This window comes from Tardiphaga sp., assembly GCF_041424195.1.
Lineage (GTDB): Bacteria > Pseudomonadota > Alphaproteobacteria > Rhizobiales > Xanthobacteraceae > Tardiphaga.
The window spans coordinates 83,001-106,811 of record NZ_JBGMOE010000161.1; the positions used below are offsets into that span (position 1 = coordinate 83,001).

Sequence of the window (23,811 nt, forward strand, 5' to 3'; positions counted from 1 at the left end):
CGTGCGTGGAGCGAGGATCCACAACCACGGCCCCGGTGGTTAGAACGGCGAGGCCGTAATTGCTGCGCTTGAATGAGATCGACAACGTGTCTGGTTCCCCGCCTGCGCGGGGACGACATCGTCAGTTTATGCCGTTATGCGCGAACTGGCCGGTCGCGCGGAAACGCCAGAGATATTGTGGCGCAATGGCTTCCAGCGAATCGGCGGGGATGCCGAGGCCATCCAGCGTCAGGCCGGCCGCCTTGGCTGCGTCCGACACCACATTGTCGACACCAAGCATGGCGACCTGATCCGGCGTCAGCTTGAAGTCGCCGGGCGCGAATTGCAGGAAATACGACTGGAGCTTGGCGATGCCCATCGGCACCGGCAGCGTCATGCGCTTGCGTTCGATGGTCTTGAGAATGATGTCGATGATTTCACTCATCGTCAGCACCTCCGGACCGCCGAGTTCATAGGTGGCGCCCGGCTTGGTCTTGCCGTCGACGGCATCGGCCGCCGCCTGGGCCACATCGCCCACATAGACCGGCTGCATTTTCGTCGTGGCGCCGAATACCGGCATCACCGGGGCCATCCGGGCGAGATTGGCGAATCGATTGGTGAATTGATCCTCGGGGCCGAACACGATCGACGGGCGCAGGATGGTTGCCGATGGCACGGCTGCCAGCACCACCTGCTCGCCGGCCGCCTTGGCGCGGGCATAGGCCGATTCAGAATTGGCATCGGCGCCGATGGCAGAAAACTGCACCATCCGCGCGCCGATTTCGGCGGCGGCCTGCGCCACCGCGCCGGCGCCCCGCGCCTGCACGGCATCAAAGGTCTGTGCGCCGCTCTCGGTCAGGATACCCACCAGATTGACGACGATGCTGGCGTCGCGCATCGCGGCCTTGATCGAGGCCGGGTGGCGCAGATTGGCCTGAACAATGTTGATCTGTCCGACACGGCCAAGCGGCTGCAGGTGGCCGGCCAATTCCGGGCGGCGCACCGCGACCCTGATCCGGTATTGGCGCTTGGCCAGCGCGCGGACCACATGGCGTCCCACGAAGCCGGATCCGCCGAAAACCGTGACGAGGGTGTCGATGGGGGCAGCCATGGATCAGTTCCTTGAGTCAGTCATGCAAGGGCAAAACGGGGGAATTTGGACCAATTCGCGATACGCCAACGCGCGGGGCCTGTACAGCGGATTTGGAATTGAACGAAGCAATTTGACAAGCGCGTAACGGCCCCCTACTAACCGCGCCACGTGCCTCGCACGTGCCCAGGTGGCGGAATTGGTAGACGCGCTGGCTTCAGGTGCCAGTGGCTTAACGGCCGTGAAGGTTCGAGTCCTTTCCTGGGCACCACTAACTTCTTGATGTGAAGCAATTCCAAGAAGTTAAGCCCGATCAGAGTGTTGCGTCGGCCCCGGCTGTGTAACAATGGGGCGTAACATTGCTGTACGCCGGGATGGTTCTCCTAAACTCGCTTTTCCTTCAGCGAAACCCGTTAAGCGCAACGATCCGGCGCCGAGCTTGTGTCGGCTTCCCGGAGGCCGCTGTGTTCGGTCCAATGGTTATAGGAAGTTAACGCCCAGGGCCGGTTGCGAGCAGCGATCACCCAGCACGGGGATGCGCCAAGCACTCCCGGTCGAGGGGGGGCGTTCACAGATTTTCGCCAATAATCCCGAGGGTGACGGTTGACGACGGAGGGCCGCTCTCATGCTGCGGCATGGGCTTCTGCCTGGTCCTGCCGTGAGGCCCGACGGCAGGCGTGCCTCAGCGCAACGAGCCGTGTCGGGGAGTGAGCGATCACAGTGCGAGCCTTTATCCCTCCAATGGAAGAAAGGCGGTCGCCGGATCGCAATTGGCGCAAAATGGCAAGACCGATGATCTGCCTATGCTCGAAATGGCCCCCACGTTAGTCAGATGAATGAAAAGGTACGTCCATGCTCCGCTCCGTTGGCATCAGTCTCGCATTTGCTTCGGTTGCACTGATCGGTGGAGCATTTGCCCAGGCGCCAGCCAGCAAAATGCCGGTCACCGTTGACAATTTCACCCGCGCTGAGACCGATCATTACCTCGCGGCGAATGCAAAGGCCGTAGGCGGGCTGGGCAAGTTTCAGCACTCCCGGGAGCCCGCATCGATCGATAAGCAAACGGTCATTCGCATGAACCGGGATACGCTGTATTCGTTTGCCGTATTTGATCTTGCCGGCGGGCCGGTAACGCTCTCGCTGCCGGACACGGGCAAGCGTTATATGTCGATGATGGTCGTCGATCAGGATCACTACCTGCCAATCGTCGCCTACGGCACGAAGCCGGTTACGTTGACGCAGAAATCCGTCGGCACCCGCTATGCCTTCGTCGCTGTCCGGACGCTGGTCAATCCCAATGATCCGAAGGATCTCGACGAAGTCCACAAGCTTCAGGACGCCATCAAGGTTAGCCAGAAGGCAACAGGCAAGCTCGACCTTCCAAACTGGGATGAAGGGAGCCTGACGGACGTCCGCAATGCGCTGCTCGGACTGGCAAAGTTCCAGACGTCGTTTCGCGGTTCCTTTGGCGCCCGCGGCCAGGTCGATCCGATCCAGCACCTGATCGGCACGGCTGCAGGGTGGGGTGGCATTCCGGACAAGGACGCCATCTACGTAAGCTTCACGCCTGCGAAGAACGACGGCAAGACGGTCTACATCTTCAATATGCCGAAGACTGTGCCTGTGAAGGATTTCTGGTCGGTCAGCGTGTACAACGCGAAGGGATTCTTCGAGAAAAACGAATACAATGCCTATTCGATCAACGACATCACCGCGAAGAAGAATGCTGACGGCTCGGTGACCGTCCAGTTCGGCGGCTGTGACGGCAAGATCCCCAACTGTCTGCCGATCGTTGAAGGCTGGAACTACACCGTCCGGCTTTATCGGCCGGAGCAACCCCTTGCCAGCGGCGAGTGGAAACTCCCGGAGGCCAAGCCCTTAAACTGAGCCTCAAGCTGAAGGACTGAGCACACCCAAGCCCCGCACCGTCATCCCGATACGCCGACTGGCGTGTCCGAGGCCGCGCAGAAACACGTCAAGGCGACACCCGGTTTCCCCGCCGGGATTGCTCGCGAAACTGTCGCGGCGCCACACCGGCAATACGGCGGAAGGCGCGGCTGAAGTGTGCCGGATCCGTGTAGCCGGAAGAAAAAGCGATATCGATAATCCTGGCATCCGTGTCGCGCAAAAGTTTGCTCGCATTCTCATATCTGACGGTGTCGAGCAGATCTGAATAGCTCAGGCCGACATGCGCGAGCTTGCGCTGAAAGCTTCGTGTGCTGACGCCCGCCATTTCAGCGACTTCGGCAAGAGCTGGAATTCCGTCGTCCAGATAGGACGGCAGCATCAGTTTCAGCAGCTCAACGATGTCATAGCCTGAAGGGCCATCCTCGTGAGCGTGCGGCGCAGGGCTTAAATCTTTCCGACGGTTGGCGAGACTGAGGTGCGAGATCGGCAAGTCGATCCACGCGGCATGCTGCCCTGACAGGAATCGCACAGTTGGCCACAAGGATTGCGTCGCCGGACGCGGCGTGTAGCGCGCTTCAAAGGCGATCGTTGCCGGCGTCCAGTCGGGCCCCGCGAATTGCCGCACGATGTGTATGGAGAAAATGTTCTGGATCCATTGCAGATGCTCCATATGCAGGAGCCCCTCTGTCCCGGCGAGCCTGCTGCAAATCCGCACGTGGTCGTCATCGTGCTCAATCCACATGCTCAGAATCGTATCCTCCCGCGGCGCCCATGTGCAGGCGTGTCGCAGGGCAACGAGCAGCGTCGGGGAGTGCGCGATCAGGGCCCGCGTTTTCTCGCGCATATGGGAGAAATGCAGCCGCTGGCTGGCCAGGAAGCCGAATTCTTCAATGCCCTGGCTTCTCCGCGCTGTTTCCATGAAACGGATTGCGGGCATCAGCGGGACATAGAGATCGCTCTTGTCCTGCAGAGATGACGGAAGCCGAAACTTTGTCAGAAGCGAACTTGTCGGCGCACCGGTCTCATCGAGAATCCCGACGAAGGGCAGAAGAAACTGGCAGCGCGTTAAAGGGATATTAGCCATTGGGTCTCGTCGCGATCATCAGTCAGCACTTTTCATCAGCCACAATTTCATTCGAATCGCTACTGGCGAGCCCGGAGAATGTCACCGTTGTCTTGCCGGCACCTGTCGGCCTCGAATTGCAACGGTCGCCGCGTCGAGTGCATGCGGCAAGAATTCACCTGCAAATGACATGATCGGCAGCGATTGGCGCGAAGTGGCAAGACGGCCGGCCCTCGTCTGCACGAAATGACCCGGACAGGGTGCACCTGTCGATCGGAAGGCAACCGGGCCGGGCGCAGGCCCCGGCTCCCCCAAGATTCCGCCCACGGAACGTCGGCACCGGCCCGGCTTTGCTTCCACCTTCACAATGAATCCGACAAGTAAACTGGAACCACCATATTGAGAACGCTGACCTGCGCCGAAACGGCTCAGACGGATTTGCGATCGGAGCGTGTACGAGACGGCATGATCTTCGTGAGTGCCGGAACGTTCTGGATGGGTTCGGATAGGCACTACCCCGAAGAGAGGCCTGCTCACCGCGTCAGTGTCGATGGTTTCTTCATTGACGAGACTCCTGTCACCAATACTCAGTTTGCCGAGTTCGTGGCCGCAACCGGATATCGCACGGTTGCCGAATCCGTGCCCGATCCAAAAGACTATCCCGGCATAATGCCGGAGATGTTGTATGCGGGCTCGCTGGTTTTTCGCGAGCCGACCGGGCGTGTCGGTCTTGATGACTGGTCGCAGTGGTGGTCGTTTCTCGAGGGCGCCAACTGGCGTCGTCCCTATGGTCCGGTTAGCAGCATCGAGGGACGAGATGATCATCCCGTCGTCCACGTCACCCACCAGGACGCGCTGGTCTATGCACGATGGAAGGGCAAGGATCTTCCTACAGAAGCCGAGTGGGAGTTCGCCGCCAGAGGAGGCCTCGAACAGGCCGAATTCGCATGGGGATCGGAGCTGATCCCCGATGGCCGGCATATGGCCAATACCTGGCAAGGGTCGTTTCCGACAGTCAATCATAACCAGGACGGATACGCCCGCACGTCGCCTGTGAAGGCTTTTCCGCCTAACGGATACGGCCTCTACGACATGATCGGAAATGTCTGGGAGTGGACGTCCGACTGGTACTCCGCGCAGCACGAAGCAGACACGACGAAAGCCTGCTGCGTGCCCAGCAATCCTCGCGGCGGCCATGAGTCAGCCAGCTACGATCCGTGCCTTCCCGAAATAAAAATCCCGCGGAAGGTCCTCAAAGGCGGCTCGCATCTATGCGCTCCGAATTATTGCCGCCGCTATCGGCCTGCAGCTCGCCATCCAGAAGCAATCGATACTTCGACAAGTCATGTCGGGTTCAGATGCATTGTTCGAAACGGAGAACCGAATGGAAAAGCCTCCTAATAATCATCTCAGGGCGCGCTGGTTGGGCGTGAGCACGACTCTCCTGTTGTTGGGAACGCCTGCTGTCGCCCAGGAATCGCTGCCGTTTCCGCCGAAGCCCTCAGGGAGCAAAGCCGGACCGACGATCGCGGAGTCGACCTACAGCCCCCTGCCGATGAAGTCGCATCTCCCGGCCAACGCGCCGAACATCGTCGTGATCATGCTTGACGACGTCGGTCCAGCGCTTCCGAGCACCTTCGGCGGCGTGATCGATACACGGACGCTGAGCCGCGTTGCCGGAGACGGGATCACCTATAACCGCTTCCACAATGCCGCGATGTGCTCACCCACCCGCGCGGCCCTGCTGACCGGGCGCAATCACCATCGCGTCGGCTCCGGCCAGATCACCGAACTGGCGAACGACTGGGACGGCTATTCTGGCCGGATCCCGCGCACATCGGCGACCGCGGCGAAGGTCCTCGGCTATTACGGCTATGCGACGAGCGCCTTCGGAAAATGGCACAACACGCCGGCCAACGAGACCACGGCGGTCGGCCCCTATACGAACTGGCCGGCCGGCCAGGGGATCGGCTTCGACTACTTCTACGGCTTCCTGGCGGGAGAATCCTCGCAATGGGAGCCTGCGGTCGTTGAAAACACAGTCCGGGTGAATCCGTCCGAAGGGAAGAAGGAATACCACTTCACCGAAGACATGACCGACAAGGCCGTCTCATGGATGAAGCAGGTCCGCGCGCTGACGCCGGATCGGCCCTTCTTCATGTATTGGGCCCCCGGCGCCTCCCATGGCCCGCATCACATCTTCAAGGACTGGGCGGACAAATATAAGGGCAAGTTCGACGAAGGCTGGGACGTCATGCGCGAACGCGTCTTCGCCCGCCAGAAGGAGCTCGGCTGGATTCCGAAGGACACCGAGCTGACGCCGCGGCCGAAGACGCTGGCCGCATGGACTGACATTCCCGAGGACGAAAAGCCATTTCAGCGTCGGCTCATGGAAGTGTTCGCCGGATATACCGAACACGCCGATGCGCAGGCCGGCCGATTGATCGATGCTTTGGACGAACTCGGCATCCGCGACAACACGCTCGTCTTCTACATCTGGGGCGATAACGGCTCGAGCGCGGAAGGCCAGAACGGCACGATCAGCGAGCTCCTGGCGCAGAACGGTATTCCGTCCGAGATCAAGGACCATATCCGCACCATGAACGAGCTCGGCGGCCTGGACGTGCTCGGCTCGCCCAAGGTGGACAACATGTACCATGCCGGCTGGGCCTGGGCCGGCTCCACGCCCCATCGGTCGACAAAGCTGATCGCCGCGCATTTTGGCGGCACCCGCACGCCGCTCGCCGTTTCCTGGCCGAGCAAGATCAAGGCGGACAAGACGCCGCGTCCGCAATTCCATCACGTCAACGATATCGTGCCGACGATCTACGACATCCTGCGCATCACGCCGCCGAAGCTCGTCGACAGCGTCAGCCAGGATCCGCTCGACGGCACCAGCATGACCTATTCCTTCGTGTCCCCGACGGCGCCGGACCACAAGAAGGAGCAGTATTTCGAGGTCATGGGGAGTCGCGCCTACTACAAGGACGGGTGGATCGCCTCGACGTTTGGGCCGAGAGTGCCTTGGCAAGCGGGCGTCGATCCCTCGATCATGACATGGTCGCCGAAGAACGATGTCTGGGAACTCCATGATCTCAAGAAGGATTTCTCGCAGGCGAAGGACGTCGCCGCCGCCAATCCTGGCAAGCTCGACGAGCTGAAGAAGGCTTTCGAGGTAAGCGCGAAAGATAATAAGGTCTATCCGGTGGGCGGCGCGCTATGGTCCGCGATCTTCCACCCGGAGGACGCACCGTCCAATCCCGCCAAGTCGTTCAGCTTCACGCAGGAGGTCGTCGGCGTTCCCGAGTTCACCGCGCCGAAGCTCGGATCGCGTAGCAACCTCGTCACCATCGATGCGGATTTGCAGCCCGCCTCGAAGGGCGTGCTCTACGCGCTTGGCGCCGTCTCGGGCGGCATCGCCCTGTGGGTCGAGGACGGGAAGCTCCACTACGAGTATAATCTGTTCGAGATCGAACGGACGCAGCTGGAAACGTCAGCCCCGCTCCCGACCGGGAAGGTCAAGATCGAGGTCGAAACAACGCGCAAGACCAGCGGCGCCCGCCCCGCGTCTCTCGACATCGTCATCCGCGTTGACGGCAAAGAAGTCAGCAAGGGCCGTGTCCCACGCGCGGCACCAGGTAGCTTTACCGCCAACGATGCCTTCGACGTCGGCCGGGACAGCTATTCCCCCGTCTCGCTCGCGTATTTCGACCGCAAGCCCTTTGCGTTCAACGGGAAAATCAATCGTCTACGGGTTGAGTATCTGAACTGAGTGGTCGTTTGACCACGTCGAGTAATCGTTGACTGGGAGCGGAGATCGAAGGTGTTCGCTGCTCCCGGTCGAGAACGAACTTCACTACCCCTGCAGATAACGCCCTGCTTATTCACGAAAGGAACGTTCAATGATGAAGCAACTTGCTTTTGTTCTTGCTGTTGCGTGCGCAGCGCCACTGGGCTCGGCCCAAGCCCAAACCGAATTGAAGGCCTATGCTGACGCGGATGGTTACATCAACGTGCAGAAGCTGACTTGCGCGCAACTTGCTGGAACGTATCAGGAAGACGCGAACTTTCTCGGCGTTTGGTACAGCGGTACAATGGCCTCGGAAAGAAGTCGTCCATCAACTTGCCCAGAGTTCGAGAAGGCATTCACGAGTTGATCGTCTACTGCAAGGCCAATCAAGGCACGACGATCATCAAGGCCATCGACGCTCTTCTGAAGGCTGAAAAGGTCCGCACGGCCAAATGAATGATGATTCCCGCATCATTCTGAATTGCCGGCCCGGCTAACTAACAAGTAACAGGAAACATCCCTTGAAAAACCAATCCAGAACGCCCTTGAATGCGGGGCGCCGATCGATCCGCTCTGTTGCCGCGCTCCTGATCGCGTCGGGTTTATCTGCGACATGCATCGGAGCTGGCGCTGCCCGCGCGGACAATGCCGCATCCATCCTGCGCGCAATGTCCGACTACATCGCGAATCAAAAGAATGTCTCGATATCGTATGATTCCGATATCGAGATCATGACCCCGGACATGCAGAAGATTCAGTTTGCCAGTTCCGGGCAACTGACCCTCCATCGGCCGGACAAACTCCGCGTGACACGGACCGGCGGCTACGCCGACGTTGAGCTCGTATACGATGGCGCCAATTTCACCGTTTCCGATCGTGCCCGCAAAGTCTACGGGCAGATGCCAGTCCCCGGTACGATTGACCAGCTCGTCGACCGCATTCGCGACAAGTCCGGTATCGAGGCGCCGGGCGCCGATCTTCTTCTCGCCAATTCCTATGCAGCCCTGATGGATGGAGTCTATGACGCCAAGCATATCGGCAGGGGTGTCATCGATGGCCATGAGTGTGAACACCTGGCGTTCCGTACGCCGGATGCCGACTGGCAGATCTGGATAGAACCAGGCGCGACGCCAATTCCGCGCAAATACATCATCACCACTAAAACGGTGACAGGCGCGCCTCAGTACACGCTCCGAATCAGCAGCTGGAAAACCGGCCCCGACACCAGTGCCGATGCATTCGCTTTCAAGCCGAGCGCGGACATGAAGAAGCGCGAGCTTCAGGATCTCGGCCATATCGACGAGATTCCCCCAGGAATCAGCCCCAGCGGAGAGAATAAATGACTGGATTGAAAAGCAAGCTGCTGAAAATCGCCCTCGGAACGAGCGTGGCCATCCTGTGTCTGTCGGTCAGCGAACAGGCGTCGTTCACGCGTGGCGGCACGTTCATGACCTCGGCTGAGGCACTCATCGGAGCTCCGCTCACGCCCCTGAGTTACGCCGGCGTCGCGCGGCGAACGACGCGCCGAGCCGTCGTTGGTGGAGCCATCGTAGGCGGAGCAGTCGCGGGTGCAGCCGTCGTCGCCGCGCCACCCGCTTGCGTTCAGGCGGTCGACGTCTACGGCCGAATCTATAACCGGTGCTACTGATCGCACTCAGACCGAGGGCTCTTTCAGCAGGTGGTTGTTGTCGATTCACGTCGAGCAGCGACGATGCGGTGTTCTCAACGTTACTGAAATAGCTGGAGCGCGCTTCCATCGGAAAGCGCTCCAGCTTTTCTTGACGCATCCTGTCTCAGAGCGAATGCGTTTGCGCTGGAATGGCCCCATCCAAGATCGGCTCCCTTAGCGTGGTGTCGCCTTTCGATGTAAACGCAACACCCTGCGAATAATGTAAGCAGCGCGGGAATTCGGTGTGACGAATATCGATTTACGCGTATGTTGATCCATTTTTGATTTGTGCTGGTTTACTACGCGGAGTTTGTTGATGCGCTTCTCTTTGACGATGACGGTCGCTGCCTGCGCCATGCTGTGCTGGTCACAAAGGCCAGTCATAGCAGCCGAAGGCGGCGTAAGTGTCTCCCTCCTCGGGTCACACGCAACCGGCGCAGGCATTACGCCGCCGCCCGGCGTCTTCTTTCAGAACGACTTTTATTATTACGACGGCAAACTCAGCGGCGGTCGAACTCTGCCGACTGGTGGTCTTCTCGTTGCAGACGTCTCGGCCCAGAGCTGGATCGAATTACCAACAACACTCTGGGTTACACCTGCCAAGATTCTCGGCGGCAATCTCGCATTCTCGTTGACGGTGCCCGTTGGTGAGCCGCGCGTGAATGCAAATCTGCTGGTGAACTCGCCGCGCTTCGGGCCGATCGGTGTCGGCGTGACGGACAAGAATGCTAGCCTCAGCGACTTCTTTCTCCAGTCCTTTGTCGGGTGGCAGTCGGGCAATTTTCACTGGCAGCTCGGCGTCGGCGGTGTAATCCCGTCCGGAACGTATGTCGCCGGTCAACTGTCGAACGCCTCGCTGAACAGACCCGCGCTCGACGTCTTCGGCACTTTCACATGGCTAGATTCTGCCATTGGCTGGGATCTCTCCGCCGCGGTGGGCGTAACCTTCAACCAGACCAACACGGCGACCGACTACAAGAGTGGCGATGAATTCCACCTCGAATGGGCAGCAACTAAATACATCACCAAGGAATTCACGCTCGGGCTCGTTGGTTACTATTACCAGCAACTGACGGCGGACACCGGAACAGGCGCGAGGCTGGGCGCCTTTGAGGGTCGTGTCGTCGCACTCGGCGGCTCGATTGGGTACACGTTCGAGGTCGGGACGCTCCCGATTTCAACGCGCCTGAAAATCTATCGTGAATTCGATGCCGTGAACCGCATGGAAGGCACTGCCGGATACTTTACCGTGTCTGTGCCCGTCGCGTTGGATACCAATGTAATGGCGCTCGCCGATGGGCGCTCGATAAAAGCCAAATTCTAGCTCCTTCAACTGGGAAGCCTCCAGGCTTGTTCTTTGTCGATGTTCTGAGGAACGATGGATAGGATTGATGACGGCATATCAGTCAGGACACACCGGCTCACAAATTTCGAAGAGCTCAATGCCGCCGTTTATGGAGCACGCATCAGCGGGACGTAGAGATCGCTAAATGGCTTGACCGGCCGCGATTGGCGCGAAGTGGCAAGACGGTTGGCCTTCGTCTGCACGAAATGACCGGATAGGATTCGCCTGTCGATCAGAGGCAATCTGGCTGGACGCAGGCATCGGCGTCCGCGAACAATCCGCTCCGCGGAACGTCGGCACCGGCTCGGCTTTGCTTCCGTCTTCCCAAGGAATCCGATAATTAAACTGGAACCACACCTTTACCGCCTCCGCTTCGATTGTTTTTTTCACGGGGCAACTGGTTGTGCCGAAAAAGTCAGGTGGCAACCATCTTCAGAGCACTGATCATTGCAGCAACCTACCGTTTTTGATCGGCGGCTCTGACTTACCTTCTAAGAGGCGGCTCGGTCAGATGGCGGGGACCCGCATTCGGGGAAACTCAGTCGCCTGATGATCCCGGCACTCTTGAAATGAATAGGGACTATCCATGACTGCAAACCTGGTTCGATCCGCAGGCACATCCGTCTTCGTGCTGCTCACAATTTGCGGTCAAGTCCTCGCCCAATCGAGCGAAGCCCAACCGAAGGTCACTGATCCTCATTTCAAGATAGCGCCCGGCTATCTGAAGCCGTCCGAACTGCCAAACAGCCTGGTCCTGCTCGGTCCGCCTCCCGAGAAGGATTCGGCTGCGCTGGCCAGGGACGAAGAGGCGCGCAAGGCAACGCTCCCGCTGCGCGGTACCGACCGCTGGAAGCAGGCCTATACCGACGCCGACCTTGCCTTCCCGCAGGCCGCCGACAATTTTTCCTGCGCGATGGGCATCAAGATCGACAAGGAACAGACCCCGCGCCTCTATGCCATGATGCAGAAGATGCTGTCCGACTTCGGCCTGTCGACCTATGGCGTGAAGAACAAGTACAACCGCATTCGCCCCTTCGTCGTTCACAACGAAGCCACATGCAGGGCCGATCAGGAAGCGATTCTGCGTGGAGACGGCTCCTATCCGTCAGGCCATACGGCTGCGGGCTGGGGATGGGCCCTCGTCTTCGCGCAGATCAATCCCGAGCGTTCCAACGAGTTGTTCACGCGCGGCATCGCTTTCGGCCAGAGCCGCGTGATCTGCGATGCGCATTGGCAGAGCGATGTCGATGCGGGCCGCATCATGGGGGCGGCGACCGTCTCGCGCTTGCAGACCAACGCCACCTTTCTTGCCGACCTCAAAGCTGCAAAGATGGAAGTGAAGGCTGCGAAAGCGAGGCGCGCTGCGCCGGTTTGTGCGGCCGAGACAACAGCCTTGTCCACGCAATAAGCGGGTTTTGATTTTGAGCAGCGGGCGTCTTCGATCGATTCATGGATGGCTTCTGGTTTGCACCATTTGCGTGGGCGTGACCGATGCTGCCTTCGGCAAGGACGACAACGATCAAGCGGCTCAATTTACCCCGCCAAACGTCTATCTGGATCTCCGCACCACCTATGCGACAGCGCCCGGCGGTGCGATCGGAATCGGCTTCGGCAACACGTCGCTGTTTTCGGTTCTGGGGGCGATCGCCCTCGCGGCCGGCCACACGCCGTCGATGGTGCCGACCCATAAAAAGTTGCCGGCAGTGCACGCGGTCACGATTGATATCCCTCTGACCGTCGATCTCAACGATCGGGTATCGGTCTATGGCGGCGTTTCGGTGAATGCCAATACGATGCCGCTCGGTGGCTGGACGGATATCGACATCGCGAGCTGGAACGTCGGCTTTCAGGCTGATCTCTACAAACAGAACGGCGGTGCGCTCCCCAGCATCACCGTGCAATCGACCATCACGCAATCGCTGCCGAGCGGGCCGTTCGCGACGACGAATTTCAACAACGTCATTGAGTTCGACTATGCATTGGACGAGGATCAAACCAAGGGATTTATCTTTGGCCTCCAGGACACCCGCGTCGCGGTCCAAAGCGCAATGGCTGAGGTCCGTTCGAGCATGATCGGATATGCCGGCGGCTACTATCAGTGGCCGAATAACTGGAAAGCGTCCGCCCGCGTCGGTGTGCAGTCATTCGGCGGCGTTGAACTCGTGAACAGAACGCTGATCCAGCCCTTTACCCAACCCATTATCCGCCTTGACCTCGACCGCATGGACGACAACGACAATCGCGTGTTCGGTGTCATGGTGCAGATCCAATGGATCCCGCAGCCGTCCTATCAATTGACGTTCAGGACACCGCTCTATCTGACGGGGAATTAGCCAGCGTTTGTGTCTGAACTTACCAAGGCACTATGCCGGCATCGTCGACGCCCTGATACCGCTTGAAGCCGCTAATATTCTGAATCGACTTCCGCTTTCGGCGGGATAGCCAACATAGCCGGATTTCCCGCCAGCGGTTGACCAGCTCGGACATCGGTGGGTTTGCGGTCAACACAAACACCCCACGGTTTTTCCTTTCCTTACCTCGGTGAGGGGCAGGGCTGGCCGTTTGGAAGCACGCATTTGGCAGCTGGTGGTGCCGGACGCGCGGCAGGTGGGGGCGGCGGTGCCGGACGTGCAGCAGGTGGCGGCGGTGGTGCTGGACGTGCAGCAGGTGGCGGCGGCGGTGCCGGACGCGCAGCAGGCGGCGGCGGTGGTGCTGGACGTGCAGCAGGTGGCGGCGGCGGTGCCGGACGCGCAGCAGGCGGCGGCGGTGGCGCCGGACGTGCAGCAGGCGGCGGCGGCGGTGCTGGACGCGCGACAGGTGGTGGCGGCGGCGCCGGACGCGCGGCAGATGGTGGCGGCGGTGCTGGACGCGCAGCAGGCGGCGTGGCGGCCGGCTTCGTTGCCGAATGCGGAGTTGCTGGCACCGCGGGCGCAGGCCCAGGAGTTTGGGACGATTTTGCGCCGACGGGCGGAGAAGCCTTCGGAGATGTGACAGGTGGAAGCGGCTGGCCGTTGGTTCCTGGTAGCGCCGATCCCGGCTTGTTCGCACCCGGAGCTACAGGGGCTGCTGGCGCCGGCGAAGATTTCGCACCGGAAGCTGGCGATGCGCCTGAAGCTGCGCCGGGGACAGGCGGAAGCGGCTGACCGTTCGCTCCGGGTAGAGCCTGTCCCGGCGGCTTGTTGATTGCATTTGGAGTCGAAGGCGCTGCCGGGGGCGGCGGTGTCCCCGGCTTTACAGCTGTCAATGGGCGCGCACCGGGCGCGACATTTGTGGGTGACGTCGGAGCCGGACCTGTTGTCGCTGGCGTGGACTTTGTACCAGCCGGCGGCAGTGCACCGGGAACAGGCTTGCCGTCGGGGCCGATGGCGCCTGGCGGCGGCGTTGGCCCTGTTGCTGGCGTGGATTGCGCCTGAGATGGCCCCGGCTGTCCTGGAACAACAGGTTTGGGCGCCTGCACCGGTGGAGGGTTGGGCGCGAGCGCAGCCTTGGTCGCGACCGAAGGCGGCAGCGAAGGCGCCAGAAGCGCGGCAGCCCCTGCACCCGCAACCCCCGCAGCGATGACGCGGCCAGCTCCGGACGAGGGCACCGGCGCCTGTCCCGCGCCTTGCACTGGAGCAGCGGGCGGAGGCGCAAGGGTTTGGGCCTGTCCACTGGGATTGGTGATCGTCACCACATTCGTCGTGTTGTTGACGACGACGGTGTTGTGAATGTTGTTGTAGATGATGTTGCTCGGCGGCGGTGCCACATACTCAGGTGGCCGCACCCATACGGGAATGGGCGAATAATCCGGGACCGGAAGAATGAACGCATAGACCGGTGGCGGTGGTGGCGGCAGATCGACAAAATAGACCGGACGCGGCGGCAGGAAGATGACCGGCGGCGGAGGCGGTGGAGCAAATCCGAAATCGGGATCGTCGAACATCAAAACCGGCCGCTCAACGTAGATTACTTCCTCCGGTGGCGGCGGCGGCACGTCATATGTGATGACGGAAAATTGCGGCGGCGGTTCGAAGGCTGCTGAAAGATAGGCAAGCCGGCGACGGGCATCATCCGCGTGTGCGCCCCGTGGGTAGCGGCGAAGATAGGACCAGTAAGCGGGTGGCGTGTTGACACCCCGCGTTCGGCGCCAGGTGATCGCCTCCCGGCGCGCCGCGACGATCGCGCGAACCCGCCGCGCCATCGGATCATCGGGATAGGCAGCGAGGAAGGCCTCGTAATCCTCCAGCGTGTCACGGTCCACGGCGGCCAGGTAGGCTTCCTGCGAGCTGAAATCGCGAAGCGGTCTTGATCGGATCGCGGAGGCTTGCTCGCGCGAAACCGCAGGCGGAGGCGCGTCGGGCGCGCGGTCGAAGAAATAGAATGGCGCCTCTAACTTCGACGCATTCCATGGGACTTCCGCGCCCTTGGTTGTCTCGTTGACGCGGAGCCGAATGCGGCTGAAGAGGTCTTCCACCCGTAGCCCGCCTTCACGCATCATTTCGGCGAGCGCTTGGGCATATGCCGAATAGGGCCCGGCCTCAGTGGGTGCCACCGTACCAGGTGCCGCATTGAAGGCGATAAACATGCCTTGTTCGGGCTCGACGAGTGCCAGGCCGCCGGTTAGCGGGGGGCCGATTTTGGCGAAGGGATTGGTTCGCGCAATGTCGAGGACCACCATGCTCGCCTTCAATTTCAGCGCGGCAAGCGGCGCCATATAGTCGGATAACCGCAGCGCTTCCGCCGATATGTTGACGTCGCGAGCGATCCTGGCATCGACCGGCACGAAATAGTTCTCGCCTTCAAGCTGCAATCCATACCCGCCAAGATAGATGAAGGCGACCGTCTCCGGTCCAGAGGACGATGCCTTGTCCAGGAACTCCCGGAACGTCCGACGCAGCGAATCCTGATCCAGATCTCGTGCCCCGGTGACGTCGAAGCCGGCAGCCTGAAGTGTTTGTGCAATCAAGCCGGCATCGTTCGCGGGGGTCGGCAGGGCACCTGCCTGATAGTTCGCATTGCCGATCACCAGAGCGATGCGCCGTTCGGACGGCGCGGCGTTCGATTCGCTTCCACCGACCAGCATGAGTGCCAACAGAAAAGCAGCGAACTTCGAGATCGATGTCATGACCATCCCGCCAAATCTTTGGGTCCAGCGTTACACATAAATTCAACGGCGTTGAACGAATTCTGAATGGAACTGGTCGGAATTAAGACGCGACCCCAGAGCACGAGGAGAGCAGCAGGATAGTTAACCACTGATTGTTCCCTCCGTCGGTATGATCACCAGGCGAATCACCCTCAGCGAGGTATCTATCGATGTCACGTCAGCAACTGTCGTCAAAGTTCGAACCCGCGGTCGGCACCACGATGCCGATTTTCAGCGACGACGAGTGTGTTCAGAAACTCGCAATGCTGATGGAGCACAGGGACAGTAAAAACCTTGCCGAAATTGCTGCCTTGATCAGCCGTTTGGCCGTTCCAATAGAATAAGCGCCGGCGAAGCATATACGGTCGTAACAGATTGCCTCGCGGCTGCCCTGAGCCAGCATCCGGCTCGAACTTCAATGCTGGGGTGCATGAGTCCGTCTTGGCACTACCGGGCGGTTAGAGGTCAGGCAGAGTGTATCCGCTCTGCCTGAGTATTCCAGACATCAACTTGTTCGCCATTGCGAACGCATCGCTTTCGATCTTGATCTGTCCGAGCAAAAGCCGGACAGACCTGAGATTGCCTGTGCGCCGATAAATCAGGGTAGCTTTTTGTGCGTCGCGGCGAATGCGTCGCAAACAGCTTCGGATCAAGTCCGGCATCGCCGATCCAGTCCGATCCAGGACGCATCGCACCCTGCTTCTAGCGGGCAATCGCCTGATCATAAGCCGCGACAGATGCCTGTGCGGTCGCCCTCACCTCGATAGCGCTCATTCCAGGTCGGTACAGGCTGCTGCCGAGGCCGAAGGCCTGTATGCCGGCGGCGATATAGTCCGCGAAATTCCGGTCGGAAACACCACCAACAGCCCCGATCACGGCATCCTTGGGCAGAACCGCGCGAATGGCGGCGATGCCGGACGGGCCGAGGATCAATGCCGGAAAGAATTTCAGTGCAGAAGCTCCCGCCCGCAGCGCGAGGAAAGCTTCGGTTGGGGAGAACACGCCGGGCATCGTAACCATGCCGCGGCTCACCGCCATTGCCAGCACATCGACATCGACATTCGGGCTCACCATCAGGCGTCCACCGGCATCGGCGACGCGGGCGCAGTCATCTGCGGTGAGGACGGTGCCGGCGCCGATCAGGGCGTCATTGCCAAATCGTTTGCAGATACGCGCGATGGAATCGAACGGATCAGGCGAGTTCAACGGCACTTCAATCATTTCGAAGCCGGTGTCGATCAACGCCTCGACGATGCCCTCCACCTCGTCGGGCTGCACGCCGCGCAGAATGGCGACGAGCGGACGCTTCACGCTGGGCCAACGGATTGGCTGGTTCATGTGAACTGAGCTCCCCACAGATGGATTGCGGCCTTGGTCAGGCCGTGTTGCGACGCGCGTTCGGCATCGATGATGGCGTCCTCGAAACCGGCAGCCGCAAGCGCCGATGCATAGAGATCCTTGAGCGCGCCGGCGCCGATCAGGCGCACCGGATGCCGCGTGCCATAGCGCGATCCCGCATCGGCGATTTCCGTGCCGATCAGGAGGCCCGACAGGCGTGCCGCGCCGTCGGCCTGTTGCTGGAAGCCGAGCAGTTGTGCCGCGCGCAGGCTGAATAGCGAGGCGGTCAAGCCGATCGGCGCTTCGATCGCGCGCTGCAAGCCATCGCGGAATGCGCCATTCGCGGCGGGCGAACCCGCATCGCGATCGACGGCGTGTTTCAGGATGCTGTGCTGAGTGATGACCGAAAATAGTTCGCCGGTCATATAGGTCGTGAATGACACCACGCTGCCGGCGTCGATCCAGACCCATTTGCTGTGGGTGCCGGGAATGCAGACCAGACCGGTGAAGTGAGGCTCGGTCACGCCGAGCAGTTGCGTCTCCTCGCCGCGCATGACGTCGGGCGCCGTGGCGTCGGCCTGGGCGATGCCGGGCAGGATACGCACGTCGCCTTGTGTATCGACACGCTTCGCACCGTCGTGCAAGGCGTCGAGCCGTGTCGGTGTGTGCAGATAGGGCGCCTCGATCCAGCCCTGCCGTGCGCCGGCCATGCCGCAGATCAACACGGGCAGGTTCTGCATTCCGCCAAGCCTGGCGAGATGATCAGCGAGCACCGGCGCGAAGCCGGCAGCCGCGCAATGCAGCATGCCTTCAGGCCCACGCGTCTCCGCAAGCACGCTGCCGTCGGCGGCCATCAACCAGCCGCGAAAGCTGCTGGTGCCCCAATCGACCGCGACGAAAGCCGGTTTGCCTGATGTCACGTTTTGCTCCGGCTTGCCATGGCACGAATTCGTGCCAAGCATAGCCGAAAGTCTCGCTCATGGAAGGCTGTTCGAGACGGTCGAGCTACAGCACTTCGCACTGGTCCTCTTCACTCAACAGTAATTCTCACACAGCATCGGCTCGGAATCGGTGCGCTGGATTGCGCGCACGGGCGCTTGCGTCAGATGCGGCGTGCCTCCGCGGCTAACAATAGCGCGAAATGCATCCAGGATCGCCGTCGCCATGTCCGGGTGATGCGTCTCGACGGCGCTGTCCAGCCAGTCTGGAAGGTCACGCCGGTTCGAGAGCGCGCAATGCCATTCGCCTTCGTCATAAACGAGCCGACGCAGTTGCCACCGCGGTAGTTCGATCGCGATCAAGGCAAGCGCGGCGTCGGTCCAGGCGCCGGCGGCGACCAGGCGATCGAGGCGTTGGGCTTCCGCCGTGCGGCGCATGGCGGGCAAGCGCTTGCAGGTGGCGAGGCAGATTGCGGTGAAGGCCATCGCGTCAAGCGGAGTCGTTTCGGATGGCGCTTCGGAAAGGAGCGTTTGCTGAAGTGAGATTAACGACATGACGGTTCTCCATGAACAGCGCGATCTTCGGAAGGCCGCATCATGCAATGTCCGTCGTCCGCCATTCGAATACGAGGCAGCTTCGGGCACAAAGATATAAAGGCTGCATAAGCGCCTGAGGACTGGCGACGCATGGGCGTGTGCTTCTCCGCGTCTTTATGAGATTCCTATAAGTTCATCGTCCACTCCATCTCGAAAACCTACCTCCTGACTGGCACCTGATCCTGCATCAGGCGCGGAAGCTGTTTCCTTTCCGCTGCTGCAGCCAGTGCATCAGGAGCTTTCCATGCTGGACGTCGTCATGCTGGCCCTCGGGCTCGGCTTTTTCATTCTCGCGCTGGGTTATGCCTATGCCTGCGAGCGGCTGTGAGGAGCGCATCATGATTTTCGATTACACGCTTGCCGGCTTCGTATCTGCGGCATTGCTGATCTATCTCACTTACGCGCTGCTGCGGCCCGAGCGGTTCTGAGCGCACGCAATCCAAAAGGTCCACTGACATGACAACAATTGGCTGGATTCAAATCGCTTTGTACTGCGGCGTGGTTCTTGTGCTGGTGAAGCCGCTCGGCGGCTACATGACATCAGTCTTCAGCGCCGAACGTACTTTCCTCTCTCTGATTCTGCGACCGGTCGAAGCCGGGCTGTATTGGGTTGCCGGCGTTGAAGAGAAACGCGAGCAGCACTGGCTGACCTATACGGTCGGCATGCTGCTGTTTCATGTGGTCGGTTTCCTCGGCCTGTATGCGGTCATGCGGCTGCAGGCCGTGCTGCCGTTCAATCCTGCCGGGCAATCCGCAGTCGCCGAAGATCTCTCCTTCAACACCGCGATCTCTTTCATCACCAATACCAACTGGCAGAACTACGGCGGCGAAAGCACCGTGTCGTATCTGACCCAGATGTTGGGCCTGACCGTACATAACTTCCTGTCGGCGGCGGCCGGCATCGCGTTGGCCGTGGCCCTGATCCGCGGTTTTGCACGGTCGTCGATGCGCACCATCGGCAATTTCTGGGTCGATATCACCCGTTGCGTGCTCTACATTCTCTTGCCGATCTGCATCGTCTACACACTGTTCTTGGTCTGGCAGGGCATTCCGCAGACGCTTGGCGCCTATGTCGATGCCACGACGCTGGAGGGTGCGAAACAGACCATCGCGGTCGGCCCGGTGGCATCGCAGGTTGCTATCAAGATGCTCGGCACCAATGGCGGCGGCTTCTTCAACGCCAATGCTGCGCATCCGTTCGAGAACCCGACCGCACTGTCGAATTTCATCCAGATGGTCTCGATCTTCGCGCTGGGTGCGGCGATGACCAATGTGTTCGGCCGTATGGTCGGCAACCCCAGGCAGGGCTGGGCGATCCTCGCCGTGATGGGGGTGCTGTTCGTCGCCGGCGTCGCCATCACCTATGGCGCCGAAGCCTCGGGCACCACGGGCCTCAACGCGCTTGGCCTGACCGGCGGCAATATGGAGGGCAAGGAGCTGCGCTTCGGCATCGTCGCGTCGTCGCTCTTCGCTGTCATCACCACGGCGGCCTCTTGCGGCGCGGTCAATGCGATGCATGATTCCTTTACGGCGATCGGGGGCATGATCCCGCTGATCAACATGCAGCTCGGCGAAATCATCGTCGGCGGCGTCGGCGCCGGGCTTTATGGCATGCTGCTGTTCGTCGTGCTGGCAATCTTCGTCGCCGGTCTGATGGTCGGCCGTACGCCGGAATATGTCGGCAAGAAGATCGAGGCGCGCGAAGTCAAGATGGCGATGCTCGCCATTCTCGTCCTGCCGCTGATGTATCTCGGCTGGACCGCGGTGGCGGTGGTGTTGCCGTCGGCTGTGGCGTCGATGGCCAATGCCGGACCGCATGGCTTTACCGAAGTGCTCTACGCCTTCACTTCGGCGACCGGCAATAACGGTTCGGCCTTCGGCGGGCTCACCGGCAATACGTTCTTCTACAACCTCACACTGGCGACCTCGATGTTCGTCGGCCGCTTCTTCATGATCGTGCCTGCCATGGCGCTGGCCGGATCATTGGCCGCGAAGAAATCGATCCCGCCATCGGCCGGTACGCTGCCGACCACCGGCGGTCTCTTTGTTGGCCTCGTCATCGGCGTGATCCTGATCATCGGCGGTCTCACCTTCTTCCCGGCGCTCGCGCTAGGGCCGATTGTCGAGCACCTCGCGATGACCGCCAATACCCTGTTCTGATCGGATTTCGGAGTACTCACCATGGAAACGTTGAAACTGCAGAAGCGGGTGCCAGTCTCGGCCATGCTGGATGCGAAAATCGTGTTGCCTGCGATCCGATCGGCTTTTACCAAGCTTGATCCGCGATTGATGATCAAGAATCCCGTGATGTTCGTGGTCGAAGTCGTGGCCGCGCTTACTACGGTGATTTTCATCAAGAATGCCATCATGGGCGGAAGCGATCTGGGCTTCACGTTCCAAATCATTCTGTGGCTCTGGTTCACCGTGCTGTTCGCCAATTTTGCCGAAGCTGTCGCCGAAGGCCGCGGCAAGGCGCAGGCGGAGTCGCTAAAGAAGACGCGGACTGAAAGCCAGGCCAAGCTGCTCACCGGCAGTGACTCTGGTGACAAGAGCTACCGCATGGTCTCGGGCACCAGCCTGAAAGTCGGCGATGTCGTGCTGGTGGAAGCCGGCGACACCATCCCCTCCGACGGCGAAGTCATCGAAGGCGTTGCTTCCGTGAATGAGGCTGCCATCACCGGTGAATCCGCGCCTGTCATCCGCGAGTCCGGCGGTGACCGATCGGCGGTCACCGGTGGCACGCAGGTGCTAAGCGACTGGATTCGCGTTCGCATTACCGCAGCGCAGGGCTCGACCTTCATCGATCGCATGATCAAACTGGTGGAAGGTGCCGAACGACAGAAGACGCCGAACGAGATTGCGCTGAACATTCTCCTGGTCGGCCTCACGATCATCTTCGTCTTCGCCACGGTGACAATCCCGAGCTACACGGCTTACGCAGGTGGTTCGATTTCGGTGGTGGTGCTGGTCGCGTTGTTCGTCACGCTGATCCCGACGACCATCGGCGCGCTGCTGTCGGCCATCGGCATTGCCGGGATGGATCGCCTGGTGCGCTTCAACGTGCTGGCGATGTCCGGCCGCGCGGTGGAAGCGGCGGGCGATGTCGATACGTTGCTGCTCGACAAGACCGGCACGATCACGCTCGGCAATCGTCAGGCGACAGCCTTCCGTCCGGTGCGTGGCGTAACCGAGCAGGAACTGGCCGATGCGGCGCAGCTCGCATCGCTCGCGGACGAAACCCCGGAGGGTCGCTCCATCGTCGTACTGGCCAAGGAGAAATACGGCATTCGTGGCCGCGACATGGCCGAACTGTCAGCGACCTTCGTGCCGTTCACCGCACAGACCCGGATGAGCGGTGTCGACGCCGGTGGCTCGTCGGTGCGCAAGGGCGCGGTGGATTCGATGCTGGCTTACGTCAACGGTGGTGGGTCGTTCGCCGTGGCATCCGGTAATACTGCGCGCGCGATGCAGCCTGCTGCCATGTCGGATACGGCGCGCGAGATCCAGGCGATCTCCGACGAGATTGCAAAGGCCGGTGGCACACCGTTGGCCGTGGCACGTGACGGCAAGCTGCTTGGCGTCATTCACCTCAAGGATATCGTCAAGGGCGGTATTCGCGAGCGCTTCGCCGAACTGCGTCGCATGGGTATCCGGACGATCATGATCACCGGCGATAATCCGATGACGGCTGCCGCCATCGCAGCCGAAGCCGGTGTTGATGATTTCCTCGCGCAGGCCACCCCGGAGGACAAGCTGCAGCTCATCCGCGACGAGCAGGCCAAAGGCAAGCTGGTCGCCATGTGCGGTGATGGCACCAATGACGCCCCGGCACTGGCGCAGGCCGATGTGGGCGTCGCCATGAACACCGGCACGCAGGCGGCGCGCGAGGCCGGCAACATGGTCGATCTCGACTCCAATCCGACCAAGCTCATCGAGGTCGTCGAAATTGGCAAACAGCTCCTGATGACGCGAGGGGCGCTGACCACGTTCTCGATCGCCAATGACGTGGCGAAATACTTCGCCATTATCCCGGCGATCTTCCTCGCCTTCTATCCGCAGCTCGAAGCACTCAACATCATGAAGCTGGCAAGCCCGCAGAGCGCCATCCTGTCGGCCATCATCTTCAATGCGATCATCATCATCGCGCTGATCCCGCTGGCCCTGAAAGGCGTCGCCTATCGCCCGATCGGCGCAGGCGCACTACTCCGCCGCAACCTGCTGATCTACGGCCTCGGCGGCATCATCGTTCCGTTCATCGGTATCAAGGCGATCGACCTCGTTGTCACCGCCCTGCACATGGTTTGAGGAGTTCCGCTATGTTGAGAGAAATTCGCCCGGCCATCGTTCTGTTGCTCGGCCTCACTGCCATCACCGGCCTCGGCTATCCGCTCGCGATGACGGGCATTGCCGGGGCGATCATGCCGAGCCAGGCGCAAGGTAGCCTCATCGAAAGAGACGGCAAGGTGATAGGCTCTGCACTCATCGGTCAGGAATTCAAGGGCGACGACTACTTCCACGGCCGCCCTTCGGCAACCACCGGTGCCGACCCCCAGGACTCCACCAAGACAGTGCCGCAGCCATACAATGCTGTTAACTCGATGGGCTCCAATCTCGGTCCGACCAGCAAGGCACTGATCGATCGCGTCAAGGATGACGTCGAGAAATTGAAGGCGGAGAATCCATCGATGCCCGTGCCGATTGATCTCGTCACCACGTCGGGCAGCGGGCTCGACCCGAACATCTCGCCGGAGGGCGCACTGTTTCAGGTGCCTCGGGTCGCCAAGGCGCGCAAGCTGCCTGAGGATCGCGTCCGTCAGTTGGTGACCGAGAAGATCGAGGGCCGCTTGGGCGGTCTGCTCGGCGAACCGCGCGTTAACGTTCTCGCGTTGAATCTCGCCCTGGACGCCGTCGCACCCAAATAGGCCGTCCAGGCCCAAGTCTCATCTAGCCTAAGATTTGGCGGAGACTA

20 protein-coding genes, 1 tRNA gene and 1 pseudogene are annotated in these 23,811 nt (G+C 60.8%); 15 read left to right on the forward strand and 7 right to left on the reverse strand.

Going from position 1 to position 23,811, the window contains the following annotated elements; genetic code table 11:
* Positions 1-121: 121 nt before the first annotated feature.
* Positions 122-1,090: a complex I NDUFA9 subunit family protein gene (locus ACEK02_RS20820; protein WP_371423459.1), complete on the reverse strand. Its 969-nt coding sequence runs from the start codon at positions 1,088-1,090 to the stop codon at positions 122-124.
* A gap of 163 nt (positions 1,091-1,253) precedes the next feature.
* Between ACEK02_RS20820 and ACEK02_RS20825 the strand changes: the two genes are divergently transcribed.
* Both ACEK02_RS20825 and ACEK02_RS20830 read left to right on the forward strand, forming a co-directional pair.
* Positions 1,254-1,340, forward strand: a tRNA-Leu gene (locus ACEK02_RS20825).
* A 581-nt stretch (positions 1,341-1,921) separates the two neighbouring features.
* A complete protein-coding gene (locus ACEK02_RS20830; protein WP_371423460.1) occupies positions 1,922-2,956 on the forward strand; it encodes a DUF1254 domain-containing protein in 1,035 nt (344 codons plus the stop codon).
* An 88-nt stretch (positions 2,957-3,044) separates the two neighbouring features.
* On the opposite strand, the gene ACEK02_RS20835 is transcribed toward ACEK02_RS20830, so the two are convergent.
* Positions 3,045-4,061: a helix-turn-helix domain-containing protein gene (locus tag ACEK02_RS20835; RefSeq protein ID WP_371423461.1), complete on the reverse strand. Its 1,017-nt coding sequence runs from the start codon at positions 4,059-4,061 to the stop codon at positions 3,045-3,047.
* Between the two features lie 444 nt (positions 4,062-4,505).
* Between ACEK02_RS20835 and ACEK02_RS20840 the strand changes: the two genes are divergently transcribed.
* The 8 genes from ACEK02_RS20840 to ACEK02_RS20875 all read left to right on the forward strand — a co-directional run bounded on the left by ACEK02_RS20840 (position 4,506) and on the right by ACEK02_RS20875 (position 13,177).
* Entirely contained in the window at positions 4,506-5,441 is a 936-nt protein-coding gene (locus ACEK02_RS20840) for a formylglycine-generating enzyme family protein (protein WP_371423462.1), read from the forward strand.
* On the forward strand, positions 5,425-7,812 hold the full coding sequence (locus tag ACEK02_RS20845) for an arylsulfatase (RefSeq protein ID WP_371423463.1): 2,388 nt from the start codon (positions 5,425-5,427) through the stop codon (positions 7,810-7,812). Before ACEK02_RS20840 ends, ACEK02_RS20845 begins: the two co-directional genes overlap by 17 nt.
* Positions 7,813-7,942: 130 nt before the next feature.
* On the forward strand, positions 7,943-8,197 hold the full coding sequence (locus ACEK02_RS20850; protein ID WP_371423464.1) for a hypothetical protein: 255 nt from the start codon (positions 7,943-7,945) through the stop codon (positions 8,195-8,197).
* 154 nt (positions 8,198-8,351) lie between these two features.
* A complete protein-coding gene (locus ACEK02_RS20855) occupies positions 8,352-9,173 on the forward strand; it encodes a DUF2092 domain-containing protein (protein ID WP_371423465.1) in 822 nt (273 codons plus the stop codon).
* Positions 9,170-9,478 carry a hypothetical protein gene (locus ACEK02_RS20860; protein WP_371423466.1) on the forward strand — a complete coding sequence of 103 codons (309 nt, stop codon included), beginning with the start codon at positions 9,170-9,172 and terminating at the stop codon, positions 9,476-9,478. Before ACEK02_RS20855 ends, ACEK02_RS20860 begins: the two co-directional genes overlap by 4 nt.
* Before the next feature lie 337 nt (positions 9,479-9,815).
* Positions 9,816-10,823, forward strand: a complete 1,008-nt coding sequence (locus tag ACEK02_RS20865; RefSeq protein WP_371423467.1) for a transporter — start codon at positions 9,816-9,818, stop codon at positions 10,821-10,823.
* Between the two features lie 607 nt (positions 10,824-11,430).
* The gene (locus ACEK02_RS20870) at positions 11,431-12,252 is read left to right on the forward strand and encodes a phosphatase PAP2 family protein (protein WP_371423468.1); all 822 of its coding nucleotides are present in this window, start codon (positions 11,431-11,433) and stop codon (positions 12,250-12,252) included.
* A gap of 76 nt (positions 12,253-12,328) precedes the next feature.
* Positions 12,329-13,177, forward strand: coding sequence for a hypothetical protein (locus tag ACEK02_RS20875; RefSeq protein ID WP_371423469.1), 849 nt, complete (start codon positions 12,329-12,331; stop codon positions 13,175-13,177).
* Between the two features lie 200 nt (positions 13,178-13,377).
* On the opposite strand, the gene ACEK02_RS20880 is transcribed toward ACEK02_RS20875, so the two are convergent.
* Positions 13,378-15,948, reverse strand: coding sequence for a caspase family protein (locus ACEK02_RS20880; RefSeq protein WP_371423470.1), 2,571 nt, complete (start codon positions 15,946-15,948; stop codon positions 13,378-13,380).
* 191 nt (positions 15,949-16,139) lie between these two features.
* On the opposite strand from ACEK02_RS20880, the gene ACEK02_RS20885 reads away from it, so the two are divergent.
* Complete coding sequence (locus ACEK02_RS20885) at positions 16,140-16,313, forward strand: hypothetical protein (protein WP_371423471.1); 174 nt, start codon at positions 16,140-16,142, stop codon at positions 16,311-16,313.
* A 114-nt stretch (positions 16,314-16,427) separates the two neighbouring features.
* Here the strand turns inward: ACEK02_RS20885 and ACEK02_RS20890 are convergent.
* The 4 genes and pseudogenes from ACEK02_RS20890 to ACEK02_RS20905 form a co-directional block, all read right to left on the reverse strand.
* Positions 16,428-16,635 (reverse strand): annotated as a pseudogene (locus ACEK02_RS20890) (hypothetical protein); the annotation flags it as partial.
* Between the two features lie 36 nt (positions 16,636-16,671).
* Positions 16,672-17,307, reverse strand: a complete 636-nt coding sequence (locus tag ACEK02_RS20895) for a 2-dehydro-3-deoxy-6-phosphogalactonate aldolase (protein WP_371423472.1) — start codon at positions 17,305-17,307, stop codon at positions 16,672-16,674.
* The gene (locus ACEK02_RS20900; protein ID WP_371423473.1) at positions 17,304-18,269 is read right to left on the reverse strand and encodes a 2-dehydro-3-deoxygalactonokinase; all 966 of its coding nucleotides are present in this window, start codon (positions 18,267-18,269) and stop codon (positions 17,304-17,306) included. Before ACEK02_RS20900 ends, ACEK02_RS20895 begins: the two co-directional genes overlap by 4 nt.
* 72 nt (positions 18,270-18,341) lie before the next feature.
* On the reverse strand, positions 18,342-18,848 hold the full coding sequence (locus ACEK02_RS20905; protein ID WP_371423474.1) for a hypothetical protein: 507 nt from the start codon (positions 18,846-18,848) through the stop codon (positions 18,342-18,344).
* A gap of 332 nt (positions 18,849-19,180) precedes the next feature.
* On the opposite strand from ACEK02_RS20905, the gene ACEK02_RS20910 reads away from it, so the two are divergent.
* Genes ACEK02_RS20910 through ACEK02_RS20925 form a run of 4 tightly spaced genes read left to right on the forward strand, consistent with a single transcriptional unit; the run spans position 19,181 to position 23,764 of the window.
* Positions 19,181-19,270, forward strand: coding sequence for a K(+)-transporting ATPase subunit F (locus ACEK02_RS20910; RefSeq protein ID WP_081421711.1), 90 nt, complete (start codon positions 19,181-19,183; stop codon positions 19,268-19,270).
* 28 nt (positions 19,271-19,298) lie between these two features.
* Positions 19,299-21,002 (forward strand): potassium-transporting ATPase subunit KdpA, encoded by a 1,704-nt coding sequence (kdpA, locus tag ACEK02_RS20915; RefSeq protein ID WP_371423475.1) that lies wholly within the window; start codon positions 19,299-19,301, stop codon positions 21,000-21,002.
* Positions 21,003-21,023: 21 nt separating this feature from the next.
* Entirely contained in the window at positions 21,024-23,147 is a 2,124-nt protein-coding gene (gene kdpB / locus ACEK02_RS20920; protein WP_371423476.1) for a potassium-transporting ATPase subunit KdpB, read from the forward strand.
* Positions 23,148-23,158: 11 nt separating this feature from the next.
* Positions 23,159-23,764, forward strand: coding sequence for a K(+)-transporting ATPase subunit C (locus ACEK02_RS20925; protein WP_371423477.1), 606 nt, complete (start codon positions 23,159-23,161; stop codon positions 23,762-23,764).
* Positions 23,765-23,811: the final 47 nt, after the last annotated feature.